This window comes from Xanthomarina sp. GH4-25, assembly GCF_045363175.1.
Classification (GTDB): Bacteria; Bacteroidota; Bacteroidia; order Flavobacteriales; family Flavobacteriaceae; genus Xanthomarina.
The window spans coordinates 185,116-198,584 of the sequence record NZ_JBJFLO010000004.1; the positions used below are offsets into that span (position 1 = coordinate 185,116).

At 32.0% G+C, this 13,469-nt stretch carries 12 protein-coding genes; 8 read left to right on the forward strand and 4 right to left on the reverse strand.

All coding sequences use genetic code 11. The annotated features are described in order from the left end of the window. The first annotated feature begins 17 nt into the window (after positions 1 to 17). Complete coding sequence (locus ACI5KZ_RS07185; protein WP_109308716.1) at positions 18 to 638, forward strand: lipoprotein signal peptidase; 621 nt, start codon at positions 18 to 20, stop codon at positions 636 to 638. On the opposite strand, the gene ACI5KZ_RS07190 is transcribed toward ACI5KZ_RS07185, so the two are convergent. The 4 genes from ACI5KZ_RS07190 to ACI5KZ_RS07205 are packed head-to-tail and all read right to left on the reverse strand — an operon-like array spanning position 639 to position 3,506. After that, positions 639 to 1,202 (reverse strand): 5-formyltetrahydrofolate cyclo-ligase, encoded by a 564-nt coding sequence (locus ACI5KZ_RS07190; RefSeq protein ID WP_109308301.1) that lies wholly within the window; start codon positions 1,200 to 1,202, stop codon positions 639 to 641. It lies immediately after the preceding gene. A gap of 4 nt (positions 1,203 to 1,206) precedes the next feature. Continuing rightward, the gene (locus ACI5KZ_RS07195) at positions 1,207 to 2,181 is read right to left on the reverse strand and encodes a succinylglutamate desuccinylase/aspartoacylase family protein (protein ID WP_109308302.1); all 975 of its coding nucleotides are present in this window, start codon (positions 2,179 to 2,181) and stop codon (positions 1,207 to 1,209) included. Beyond that, positions 2,182 to 3,054, reverse strand: coding sequence for a 30S ribosomal protein S6--L-glutamate ligase (gene rimK, locus ACI5KZ_RS07200; protein WP_109308717.1), 873 nt, complete (start codon positions 3,052 to 3,054; stop codon positions 2,182 to 2,184). Positions 3,055 to 3,077: 23 nt separating this feature from the next. Further along, the gene (locus tag ACI5KZ_RS07205) at positions 3,078 to 3,506 is read right to left on the reverse strand and encodes an ATP-dependent zinc protease (protein ID WP_406847312.1); all 429 of its coding nucleotides are present in this window, start codon (positions 3,504 to 3,506) and stop codon (positions 3,078 to 3,080) included. A gap of 199 nt (positions 3,507 to 3,705) precedes the next feature. Here ACI5KZ_RS07205 and uvrC point away from each other — a divergent pair, with 199 nt between their 5' ends. The 7 genes from uvrC (at position 3,706) to ACI5KZ_RS07240 (ending at position 13,465) form a co-directional block, all read left to right on the forward strand. Then, on the forward strand, positions 3,706 to 5,499 hold the full coding sequence (gene uvrC, locus ACI5KZ_RS07210) for an excinuclease ABC subunit UvrC (protein WP_406847313.1): 1,794 nt from the start codon (positions 3,706 to 3,708) through the stop codon (positions 5,497 to 5,499). Beyond that, positions 5,496 to 7,727 (forward strand): patatin-like phospholipase family protein, encoded by a 2,232-nt coding sequence (locus ACI5KZ_RS07215; protein ID WP_109308305.1) that lies wholly within the window; start codon positions 5,496 to 5,498, stop codon positions 7,725 to 7,727. Before uvrC ends, ACI5KZ_RS07215 begins: the two co-directional genes overlap by 4 nt. Positions 7,728 to 8,018: 291 nt before the next feature. Beyond that, positions 8,019 to 9,179 (forward strand): homogentisate 1,2-dioxygenase, encoded by a 1,161-nt coding sequence (locus tag ACI5KZ_RS07220; protein ID WP_109308306.1) that lies wholly within the window; start codon positions 8,019 to 8,021, stop codon positions 9,177 to 9,179. A 12-nt stretch (positions 9,180 to 9,191) separates the two neighbouring features. After that, positions 9,192 to 10,352: a 4-hydroxyphenylpyruvate dioxygenase gene (gene hppD / locus ACI5KZ_RS07225; protein ID WP_109308307.1), complete on the forward strand. Its 1,161-nt coding sequence runs from the start codon at positions 9,192 to 9,194 to the stop codon at positions 10,350 to 10,352. 148 nt (positions 10,353 to 10,500) lie between these two features. After that, on the forward strand, positions 10,501 to 11,283 hold the full coding sequence (locus tag ACI5KZ_RS07230) for a DUF3108 domain-containing protein (RefSeq protein ID WP_109308308.1): 783 nt from the start codon (positions 10,501 to 10,503) through the stop codon (positions 11,281 to 11,283). After that, positions 11,283 to 12,206 (forward strand): tryptophan 2,3-dioxygenase family protein, encoded by a 924-nt coding sequence (locus tag ACI5KZ_RS07235; RefSeq protein ID WP_406847314.1) that lies wholly within the window; start codon positions 11,283 to 11,285, stop codon positions 12,204 to 12,206. The genes ACI5KZ_RS07230 and ACI5KZ_RS07235 overlap by 1 nt, the downstream gene beginning before the upstream one ends. Further along, positions 12,164 to 13,465 carry a peptidoglycan DD-metalloendopeptidase family protein gene (locus ACI5KZ_RS07240; protein WP_406847315.1) on the forward strand — a complete coding sequence of 434 codons (1,302 nt, stop codon included), beginning with the start codon at positions 12,164 to 12,166 and terminating at the stop codon, positions 13,463 to 13,465. Before ACI5KZ_RS07235 ends, ACI5KZ_RS07240 begins: the two co-directional genes overlap by 43 nt. Positions 13,466 to 13,469 lie beyond the last annotated feature (4 nt).

The window sequence follows — 13,469 nt, forward strand, 5'->3', positions numbered from 1 at the left end:
GGATCGTGGGAAATAATATGACCATAAAAAAATCCATTCTCTTCATCATCCTTATTTTATTGATCGATCAAATAAGCAAAATCTACATTAAAACTCATTTTGTTATTGGCGAAGAGCTTCAGGTATTCTCGTGGTTTAAAATATATTTTGTAGAAAATGATGGTATGGCTTGGGGAACCAAGTTAAGCGATTTTATTTCCTTTATTTCAGATAGAACAGCCAAATTATCCTTGACTATTTTTAGAATTGTAGCCATTTTTGGGATTGGTTACTGGTTATTTGATTCTGTAAAAAAACAAAGTCCTAGGGTATTAATTTGGGCAATTGTTTTTATTTTTGCTGGCGCTTTAGGAAATATTTTGGACTCCGTTTTTTATGGTGTTTTGTTTAATGATAGTTTTGGGCAAGTGGCTTCGTTTTTACCAACGGAAGGAGGTTACGATACATTGCTACATGGGAAAGTTGTAGATATGCTCTATTTCCCTATTTGGAAAGGCTATTTACCTGATTGGTTGCCATTTTATGGAGGAGACTATTTTACCTTTTTTGAACCCGTTTTTAATGTAGCTGATGTGGCTATAAGTACAGGTTTTGGATTGCTTGTTTTCTTTAATAAAAAAGCGTTTACTGAAGATTAATTAAAACGAATAAACCTGCTTTGGCGTTACGCAATAATTTAAAGCCATATCGTTTTCAAATATATCTTCGATGTTGGTTTCTGCTTCAAAAAATGATAAACCAATTTTAATAGTTTCTGGTTTGCATTCAGCTAAAAATCTATCGTAAAAACCCTTACCATAACCAACACGATGTCCTTGTAAATCGAAAGCTAAAAGAGGCACAAAAACCACATCAATTTTTTGATTAGAAATCTCGATTCCATCTACAGGCTCTGGAATGTTATAGTTATTTTTTTTAATAACAGTTCCATCAGTTAAAAGAAAATGATCCATATTTCCAGTAGAAAAATCACTTTTAGAAATCACAATGTTTTTATCTTTTCCTGAAAGGATGTTTAAAATATAATCTGTATTTACTTCCTTGTGCTCTTCAATAGAAAGAAAAAGATGATAGAATGAAAAATCCCAAATAGATAAGGTTAAAAGCTGGTTAGCAATTTGTAAACTAAATTCTTCAATTGCTTCAGAATCTAATTCTTGACGTTTTAGCTTGTAAATTTTTCGTAATTCGGCTTTTAGCATCAAACTATTTTTTCAAATTTGTGGTGATATGAAACAACGCGTCACCTTGATAAACAATAGGAGATTCATTGACATTAATAATATATCCTGTATAATTTGCCTTAACAAAATGGTTAAACTTCCCATATGGATCTGTTATATTTCCAATAATATCTCCAGCATTTACTTTAGTGCTTATAGTTGCTGATGCTTTAAACATGCCAGAGTAATTAGCACGTTGCCACTTACCACCTGTTATAAAAAGAGGTTCTTTTTTGGGTGGAGACACTTTAAATTTTGATTGTAACATTCCAAAATGATGTAAAATTCTTTTGGCTCCATTAACACCTGTATTGGTTACATTATTGTCTATATGAAAAGATTTTCCACCTTCAAAAAGCAACATGGTCTTTCCTAGCTTATAGCTGGTATTACGAAAAGATTTTTTTAAATGTTTGGAATAAAAGACAAAAGGAGCTCCAAAAACATTAGCTAGCTCATTTAATTTAGGGTTGTTTTTCGCAATTCGTATTTGAGGTGCATTAAATCTTCCAGCTCCTCCAGTATGAAAATCTAGAATAAAATCGACATCGGTAACAATTTCTGTTGTTAGCTCGAAAGCCACACGACTAGCCAAAGAACCTTTTTTAATTCCTGGAAAAACACGATTTAAATCACGACCATCAGGAAACTCACGCTTTAAATTTATAAAACCAAAAACGTTAATAATTGGCATACAAATAATGGTTCCAGATTTCGGTTTATTAATACCTTTTGCAATAATCTGTCTTACAATTTCAACTCCATTTACTTCGTCACCATGAATGCCAGCAGTAAACAAAACTACAGGACCTGGTTTTTTAGATCTTTCAACAAAAACAGGTACATCGATGCTTGAGGACGTATGTAAATTTGCAACGCCAAAATTAAGCTCGCAACTTTCGCCAGCTTTAATTTTTTTACCTAGAATAGTGATGTATTCTTTATGTGCGTAAGTCATTTATTTATTTTTTTCAATATAAGTAATAATGGCTCTAGCAATATTTTTTCCAGTAGCACCTTCAATGCCTTCTAACCCTGGAGTGGAGTTTATTTCTAATAATAGTGGGCCACGTGCAGATTGTAACATGTCTACACCACAAACAGGAAGTTTTAAGGCTTTAGCTGCATTCATGGCTAATTTTAATTCGTCTGTACTTAGTTTAATAATATTAGCAGATCCACCACGATGTAAATTAGAACGAAACTCACCTTCCTTGCCTTGGCGTTTCATAGCTCCTACCACTTGTCCATCTACAACCAAAGCTCTTAAATCGGCTCCTTTTGCTTCTTTAATAAATTCTTGGACAATCACCCGAGCTTCTAATCCATTAAAGGCTTCAAGTACAGATTCTGCAGCATTTTTTGATTCAGCTAAAACGACTCCCAAACCTTGGGTACCTTCTAATAATTTAATAATTACCGGAACCCCTCCAACATGTTCTATAACTTCTTCAACATCTCTTGAATAATTAGTAAAAACTGTTTTGGGCATGCCAATTCCGGCTTTGCTTAAAAGCTGTAAGCTTTTTAGCTTGTCTCTAGAACGTAAAATAGCTCCAGAAGACACAATAGAAAACACTCCCATCATTTCAAATTGCCTTACAACAGCACAGCCATAAAAGGTTATTGATGCTCCAACCCTTGGAATAATGGCATCTACATAATCTAAATATCTATCTTTATAATATATGCTAGGCTTTTCTTTTTCAATAATAATGTCGCACTTTAAAGGATCGATAACTTCTACTTTATGGTTTCTTTTTCTCCCTTCTTCAATCAATCTCTGGGTTGAATATAAATGTGGGTTTCTAGATAAAATAACAATATTCATGTGTTTGTTTTTTATATTTAAAATTAGATGGATTGCTTTTTTTTAAATGACACATCCTGTTCATCGACATCTACAAGAAATTTTTTACTTAAAAATTGCCTACCAATTAAAACCGGAAATTTCATATCGTCTCTGGTACTTAGAGTTAAGTTAATCTTATATGTTTTGTCAAAAATGATAACTTCAGACTTAATTTTAAACCTATTTTCTTTGTAACCGTTACTACTTTTTACATCGGTTTTAGAGTAACTATCAAAAACGACCTGTTTGCCACTAAAATTTGGATGCCCCTTACTGTAAAAGGTACATTTTAGTTTTTCACCTTCAACAATGATTTCAGAACAATGTATGGCCGAAGTATAAGCTCCAGTATCTATTTTAGCATCAATATGAAATAAATCTAACTTCGGAAAGTCAATTTTATCAACTCTGCCTATAATTTGTTTTTCCATTTCAAAGTTTTAAAAAAGTGAAGCAAGTTAGTTAAATAGTATGTTGATGTAATTTATTTATTTATTTTTTTTTAAAATAATTTAAGACTGATTTTAAAACTAAAAAAATTAAAAGAATTACCTTTGGTAAAAGCTCTTAAAAAGCTATTTCATTCTAAAAACATACTTTTTAACATCTAAAAAGACCTAGTATTCGTTAATGAGCAAAACCTCGCTTGAAATACAATTGCAAACCTTACCAAGTGAGCCAGGGGTGTATCAATATTTTGATGCAGATGGGGTTATTCTATATGTTGGAAAAGCTAAAAATATAAAAAAAAGGGTTAGCTCTTACTTTACGAAGCAGCATGATTACGGAAAAACCAAAGTGCTTGTCAAAAAAATTGCCACCATCAAGCATATTGTGGTAAATACAGAAACGGATGCTCTTTTATTAGAAAATAATTTAATTAAAAAGTATCAGCCTCGATACAATGTACTTTTAAAAGACGACAAATCCTATCCGTGGATTTGTATTAAAAACGAACGTTTTCCTAGAGTGTTCTCTACCAGACGTGTTATAAAAGATGGAAGCGAATATTTTGGACCATATACCAGTATGAGAACCGTTAGTACCTTGCTGGATTTAATTCGAGGTTTGTATAAACTACGGACTTGTAAATACGATTTGTCTGAAGAAAAAATACAAGCTGGAAAATATAAAGTTTGTTTAGAGTATCATTTGGGAAACTGTAAAGGACCATGTGAAGATTTCCAAACCCTTGAAGATTATAATGAAGGAATTCACGCCATTAAAGAAATTTTAAAAGGAAACTTTAAAGACTCTTTATTGCAATTTAAGCAGCAAATGAAGCAACTTTCTGAAGCTATGCAGTTTGAAGAGGCTCAAATAATTAAAGAAAAAATTGAAGTATTAGAAAATTATCAAGCAAAATCGACCATTGTAAATCCAAAAATTAGCAATGTAGATGTGTTTTCAATTATAAGCGATGAAAGTTATGGGTATGTCAATTTTTTGCAATTGTCCTATGGTTCCATCATTCGTTCTCATACCTTGGAGATAAAGAAAAAACTTCAAGAGTCAGACAAGGATTTGTTAGAGCTAGCAATTATTGAATTAAGACAACGTTTTCATTCTAACTCGAAAGACATTTATGTACCATTTAAAATTAATTTGGGAGAAGAGATCAAAGTAGTTGTACCTCAATTAGGAGATAAAAAACATATTTTAGATTTATCTATTCGCAACGCAAAATACTATCGTTTAGAACAATTAAAGCAAGTGAAAATTGTAGATCCAGACAGACATGCCAATAGAATTATGGCGCAAATGAAAGCCGATTTACGCTTAACTAAAGAACCAAGGCATATAGAATGTTTCGATAACTCTAATATCCAAGGGACACATCCAGTGGCAGCTTGCGTCGTGTTTAAAAATGGGAAACCAAGTAAAAAAGAGTATCGTCATTTTAATATTAAAACAGTTGAAGGTCCAGACGATTTTGCCTCTATGGAAGAAGTGGTGTATAGACGTTATAAACGGCTGTTGGATGAAAAGCAATCGCTTCCGCAATTGATTATTATCGATGGAGGTAAAGGACAGCTTTCTTCTGCATTAAAAAGTTTGGATGCGTTACAATTACGCTCAAAAATTGCAGTCATCGGAATTGCGAAACGTTTGGAAGAATTATTTTATCCAGACGATCCAATTCCCTTATATTTAGATAAAAAAAGTGAAACTTTAAAAATCATTCAACAACTTAGAAACGAAGCCCACAGATTTGGGATTGAGCATCACAGAAATAAAAGAAGCAAAACAGCTTTAAACACAGAACTAGAAACCATTCCAGGTATTGGAGACAAAACTATAGTAGAGCTGTTAAAAACTTTTAAATCTGTAAAACGTATATCTAATGCAAAATTGGATGAGTTAGAAGATGTTGTTGGAATTTCAAGAGCTAATAAAATATATAATCACTATCACAATTCATGAAATACTTTTTTCTAATCATATTATTAGTTTATTCATTTAACACCTTCTCTCAAGAACAAAAACCTGACGATGTTAAAATAGGTTTGGTTTTAAGTGGAGGAGGCGCAAAAGGACTAGCTCACATTGGCGTGTTAAAAGTTATTGATAGCCTTGGAATTAAAATAGATTATGTTGCAGGAACAAGTATGGGAGCTATAATAGGCTCGCTTTATGCATCAGGTTATTCAGGAAAAGATATCGATTCTATTTTTAAAGATGTTAATTTCGATAAAATTATTAACGACGAATTACCACGAGCAGCAAAAACTTTTTATGAACGAGATAATTCAGAAAAATATGCATTTACTTTACCTTTTGAACATTTTAAAATAAAATTACCTTCAGCCTTATCTCGTGGTCAGAACATGCTTAGCTTGCTATCTAAATTAACCTTGCATGTTAGCGATGTAGATGACTTTAGTAAATTGCCCATCCCATTTTTTTGTATGGCTACTAATGTGGAAACTGGTCAAGCTGTCGTTCTGGATAAAGGCAGTTTACCATTAGCTATTACAGCAAGTGGCGCGTTCCCATCCTTATTTCAGCCTGTAACCATAGACAATCAAATATTGATAGATGGAGGAGTTGTAAACAATTACCCTATTGATGAATTAAAAGCAAAAGGCATGAATTTAATTATTGGTGTCGATGTTCAAGATGGTTTAGCAACTAGAGAAGAATTAATATCTGCTCCAGACATACTACTTCAAATTAATAATTACAGAACGATTAATGATATGAAGGAGAAATCTAAAAAAACAGATGTTTATATAAAACCAGACATATCAGATTATACCGTTATCTCTTTTAGTGATGGAAGAGCTATAATTTCAAATGGCGAAAAAGCTGCAGGTAAAAAAATAGATGCTTTAAAACATATTGCTTCAATGCAAACTCAAAAACCTGCAAAACATGTTCATATACAACCAGTAGACAGTATTAAAATTAACGAGATTTATATTGAAGGAAATGAAAAATATACAGACGCTTATATTTTAGGTAAACTAAAATTTAAACAGAGAGTTAAATTAAAATACAATCAATATGTTGATGGTGTAAACAACTTAGCAGCAACCAATAATTTTGAAAGTGTCATTAATCAATTAAAACCATCTGTAAGTAACGATGGATATGATATGTATCTAACCTTAAAAGAGAGTTCTATTACAACATTCTTCAAGCTTGGAGTTCATTATGACGATTTGTATAAAACGGCTGCTTTAGTAAATTTAACTAAGAGGCAATTATTATTTAAAAACGATGTGCTTTCTTTCGATTTTATAGTTGGAGATAATATTAGATATAATTTTGAATATTATATTGATAAAGGATTTTACTGGAGTATTGGTTTAAAATCTAATTATAACCAATTTAAAAAAGTCATTCCAGCAACAGGTTTATTAACAGATGAAGAATTAGAGACCATAAATGTGAACAAATTAGATGTGCAACTAAAAGACCTTACCAATCAGTTTTATTTGCAAACACTTTTCACCAAAGACTTGTCGTTAATTCTTGGTGCAGAGCATAAAAGACTTAAAATAACTTCAGAGACTGTTTTAACGGGAGACAACGAAAAAAGGACTGTTTTTGAAAACAGCGATTACTTAAGTTTGTATGGAAAGGTTAAATACGATTCTTACGATAATAAGTATTTTCCAAACGAAGGCATTTTTTTTGACAGCGACTTCCATTTGTATTTATATTCTTCAGATTTTAATAACAATTTTAATCAATTTTCAATTGCAAAAGCCACGATAGGTTATGCATATAGTTTTTCAGATAAATTTACTGCAAACATTACAACACAAGGAGGTTTTAATATTGGAGAGAATGATAATCCGTATTTAAACTTTGCACTTGGAGGTTATGGAAACGATTTTATAAATAATTTTGAATCGTTTTATGGTTACGATTTTATTTCCATTTCAGGAAATAGTTTTGTTAAAGGAGTTTTATCTTTAGATTACGAAATTTTTAAGAAAAACCATTTAAATATTGCAGCTAACTATTCTAATATAGCAGATAATATTTTTGATGATGGCGAGTGGATAACATCTCCAGACTATACAGGTTATGCTTTAGGGTATTCTATGGAAACTATTTTAGGACCTATAGAAATAAAGTATTCTTATTCTCCTGAAGCCGATCAAAGTATTTGGTATTTTAATCTCGGATTCTGGTTTTAGAGTGTTTTTTTTATAAAAACATATTGTAATAATTGATAAAATAAAATATCAGATAAATTTCCGATATTTGTAAAACTATGAAACCATTTTGGAAAAACTTATTAAGTCATCTTCAGTTTCTTCTTAAAAGAAACCCAGAATAGGTAGTCGTATTTGTCACTTCTACATTAGTAGAAATCTTATTAATTTTAGTACCTTAGTATTCAATTTGTTTTTAGAATGTTTTGAGTTTTTATGAAGTTGAAATTCCAACTCATAACTCATCACTTTTAATCTATAATTTTATAAAAAATGCCATTTTATCATAAACTAGGAAATATTCCTCCTAAAAGACATACACAGTTTAAAAAACCAGACGGAAGCCTTTATAGCGAACAATTATTTGGCACCATTGGATTTGATGGTATGTCTACAAATTCATATCACGAACAAAGGCCAACCCAAGTTAAAGCTATAAAAAAACAATATAGTGTGGCCCCAAAAATTGCTAAAGAAAATAGCATCCAATCGTATCGTTTAAGAGGCTTTCAGGTAAAACCAGAAAACGATTATTTAGAAAGCCGGAAAATAGTTCTTACCAATAGCGATTGCAGTATTATTCTTGCAGCACCAAAACAGTCTACAACTGATTACTTTTATAAAAACTCCGATGCAGATGAAATGATTTTCATTCATAAAGGCACTGGAAAATTACGGACACATTTAGGAAATCTAGATTTTAAATATGGCGACTATTTAATTGTGCCAAGAGGAACAATTTATAAAATGGATTTTGACTCAGAAGATAACAGACTTTTTATTGTAGAATCCAGAAGACCAATATATACACCAAAAAGATATAGAAATTGGTTTGGGCAATTATTAGAACATGCACCGTTTTGCGAAAGAGATCTTCGTCAACCACAAGAATTGGAAACCAACAACGAATCTGGAGAGTTTTTAATGAAAGTAAAGAAACAAGACGACATCTTCGAAATGGTTTATGCATCTCATCCGTTTGATGTTATAGGTTACGATGGATATAGTTATCCTTATGCCCTTTCAATTCACGATTTCGAACCTATAACGGGACGTATACATCAGCCACCTCCAGTGCATCAAACGTTTGAAACAGATGCCTTTGTAGTGTGTAGCTTTGTGCCAAGATTATACGATTATCATCCGTTGTCAATTCCTGCACCTTACAATCACAGTAATATTGATAGTGATGAGGTTTTATATTATGTGGATGGCGATTTTATGAGTAGAAACGATGTAGATGCAGGACATATATCTTTACATCCAGCAGGAATTCCACATGGTCCACACCCAGGAGCAGTAGAACGTAGTATTGGAAAAGTTAAAACAGACGAATTAGCAGTTATGGTGGATACGTTTAAACCATTAAAGATTACAGAAGAAGCATTAAAAATAGCAGACGAGGATTATTTTAAATCTTGGTTAGATCATTAAAATTATTGAAAAATGAGTAAAGAAATAAAATCAGTAGATTACGGATTAGAGAAAATATTTGAAGGAGCTCAAGATTTCCTTCCCTTATTAGGAACAGACTATGTGGAATTTTATGTTGGCAACGCCAAACAAGCAGCACATTTTTATAAAACAGCTTTTGGTTTTCAGTCCTATGCTTATAAAGGGTTAGAAACCGGGTCAAAAGATGAGGTTAGTTATGTGTTAAAACAAGATAAAATTAGACTGGTTTTAACAACGCCTTTAAACAGTAAATCACCAATTAACGATCATATTGTAAAACATGGAGATGGTGTTAAAATAGTTGCTTTATGGGTAGACGATGCTAGAAGTGCCTACGAAGAAACAACAAAGCGTGGTGCAAAATCATATATGGAGCCAAAAGTGGAAACTGACGAACATGGCGAAGTTGTTCGAGCTGGAATTTATACTTATGGAGAAACTGTTCACATGTTCGTTGAACGAAAAAACTACAAAGGAACCTTTATGCCTGGTTTTAAGGAGTGGAAATCAGATTATAATCCAAAACCTACTGGTTTGAAATATATAGACCATATGGTAGGAAATGTTGGATGGGGAGAAATGAACACGTGGGTGAAATGGTATGAAGATGTTATGGGATTTGTAAATTTCCTTTCGTTTGACGATAAACAAATTCATACAGAATATTCAGCCTTAATGAGTAAGGTAATGAGTAATGGGAACGGTAGAATCAAATTCCCTATTAACGAACCTGCAGAGGGGAAAAAGAGATCTCAAATTGAAGAATATTTGGATTTTTATGAAGGACCTGGCGTACAACATATAGCAGTTGCAACAGACGACATAATTAAAACTGTGGCAGATTTACGTTCTAGAGGAATTGAGTTTCTATCTACACCTCCAGAAGAGTATTACAATGCTGTTCCTGGAAGATTAGAAACTTATAGCCATGAATTGCGTGAAGACATTGAAACCCTAAAAAAATTAGGTATTATGATTGATGCCGACGAAGAAGGTTACCTGTTGCAAATTTTCACAAAACCTTTAGAAGATAGACCAACTCTTTTCTTCGAAATTATTCAAAGAATGGGAGCACGTGGTTTTGGTGCTGGGAATTTTAAAGCCCTTTTTGAATCTATTGAACGCGAACAAGAATTAAGAGGGACATTATAACAAATATTTAACTAAATATACAGCTAAAAACTCTATCCAAACTATGGATAGAGTTTTTTAGTTTTATACATTTGGAATGGTAATTGTAATATGGAAAGCAGACAATAAAAATGTATTCCATAAGTTACAGTTACAGATATTATAAAGTATGAAAAAATCACTTCTAATAATTTTAATAACCCTGTTTGTACAATCAGTTTTTTCTCAAAAGGAAAGTTCTTTTGATGTTGGCGAATGGTTTCGGTTTGAAATGAGTTATAGTGGGTTTTTAAAAGCAGGAGAAGCAACTCTTACAGTTAAAAACGCGACCTACAAAAATAAACCCGTATATCATGTTGTTGGTAAAGGCTGGACTACTGGTGCTATCAAATGGTTTTTTAAGGTGGAAGATAGATATGAAAGCTATTTTGATAAACAAAACATCATGCCATATAAGTTTATTCGAGATATAAACGAAGGTGGACACACAAAAAATATTGAAATCGATTTCGATCAGGTTAAACATAAAGCCTACGTAAATAACATCAAACACAACAAACAAAAGGTTTTCGATACTAAACCAAATATTCAGGACATGGTTTCCACCTTTTATTATTTAAGAGAAAACTTAGATATTCCAACCTTAAAAGAAGGAGATGAAGTTCATGTGGATATGTTTTTCGATGATGAAAATTATGGCTTTAAATTAAAATATTTAGGCAAAGAAACTATCGATACAGAATTTGGAAAAATTAGAGCATTAAAATTTAGACCATATGTAATGGCTGGAAGAGTTTTTAAAGAAGAAGAAAGCTTGACATTATGGGTTTCAAATGATAAAAATAAAGTACCTTTACGTATCCAAGCAGATCTAGCAGTTGGCTCTTTAAGAGCTGATTTAAATGCTTTTAAAGGATTAAAACACCCATTTAAAATAGTAGCAAAAAACTAATGGAATTAGACCAAGAATTAACCAATCAGCTTAAAGAAAAATTCGACGATATAGGACAAGATTTAGATGTTCATTTAAAAGGATTGTTATATAGCAAGCCCATAAATTATTGGGATTATATCCAGACAGATGCACTTTTAGACCTACAAACGCAACGTACTGTTTTGCCAGACGAAATGGTTTTTATTATGTATCATCAAATCAACGAATTGTTGTTTAAAATGATACTTTGGGAAATAGACCAAGTAGCCAAAACTGTCCATATTCAAGCTGATTTCTTTTCAACCAAATTAATGCGAGTTAGCAGATATTTTGATATGCTTACATCTTCTTTCGAGATTATGAGAGATGGCATGGATGTAGAACAATATAATAAATTTAGAAACACCCTTACACCAGCAAGTGGCTTCCAAAGTGCACAATACCGGAAAATTGAATTAGCGTCTACAGAACTTATCAATTTAATAGATAACAGATTTAGAGAAACCATTGATAGAAATACCTCTTTTGAACATGCTTTTAACCATTTGTATTGGCAAGCTGCTGGAAAAGACTATAAAACAGGCAAAAAAAGTTATTTATTAACAGTTTTTGAAGAACGATACAAAGATGAATTTATTAGATTTGCCAAATTCTATAATTCCAATAATTTGTGGACCAAGTTTAAAGAGCTACCACAGGAAGTTAAAGAAAATAAAGATTTAGTAAATGCCATGCGCCATTATGATTATACAGTAAACATAAAATGGGTTATGGCACATTATAACACAGCAAATCACTATTTAAATATTGGTGGTAAAACAGCTGAAGCAACAGGAGGAAGTGAATGGGTAAAATACATGCATCCAAAATATCAAAGAAGAATATTTTTTCCAGAACTATGGACCAAACAAGAATTACAAGATTGGGGAAAAGATGTCTAATAATTTTTGCAATTATTTTAGGATTAAATAGTTGTAAAGAAGATAAGCCCTTGATAATTGAAGAAGAAGAACTTGCTGTTGTTATACCAGAAGACATCTTCGAATTTGGTTTTAATCTAAACGATTTTTACGTAAAAAGAGATACCGTTAGGGCTGGAGACAGTTTTGGCGAAATTATGCAACGTCATAAAATTGGGTATCCTCAAATATTTCAAATAGCTGAAAAAGCTAGAGATAGCTTCGATATTAGAAAACTTCAAATAGGGAAACCCTATACTATTTTGTGTTCTAAAGACTCATTACAAGAGCCTAAATGTTTTATCTATCAGCCTAATAGAGAAGAGTATATTGTATTAAATTTTCAAGACTCAATACATGCGTATACAAGCAGAAAACCTATTAAATATGTTGAAAAAGAAGTGTCTGGCGTAATTTCTAGTAATATTTCCGAAACTCTAGACCAAAAAGGAATTAGTTTTATTTTAGCCTATAAAATGTCTGACATTTATGCTTGGACCATAGATTTTACAAGACTTCAAAAAGGAGATAGATTTAAAGTTATTTATACAGACAAATATATTGACGACACAATATATGCTGGAATAGACAATATTAAAGCGGCTGTTTTCGAACATAAGAATGAAGATTTCTATGCCTTCGAATTTGAAACAGATAGTGTTAAAGGCTTAAAAGATTACTTTAGCGAGGAAGCCAATAATTTACGTCGTGCGTTCTTAAAAGCCCCCGTGGAATATAAACGTATATCGTCTAGATACAACCTTAAAAGGCGTATTGCTTTATATGGTAATAAAATAAGACCACATAAAGGAACAGATTTTTCTGCTAGTGTTGGTACACCAATTCGAGCAACTGCTAACGGAACGGTTACAAAATCTGCATATACAAGAGGCAATGGTAATTATGTAAAAATAAGACATAATACAACCTATGAAACTCAATACCTCCATATGAAAAAACAAAATGTGAAGGTTGGTCAATATGTAAAACAAGGCGATGTTATTGGTTGGGTTGGAATGACTGGAAACACCTCTGGGCCTCATGTATGTTATCGATTCTGGAAAAACGGAAAGCAAGTCGATCCGTTTAGAGAAAAATTACCTGAAGCTGAGCCAATATCAAGTGTTTTGAAAGCAAAATACTTAGAATATATTGCCCCTTTAAAAGTTCAATTAGATACGATTAAATTTGAAGTTGAAACAGCACAACCTTCAGATAAGTTAATTACTCAGGTAAATTAATTTT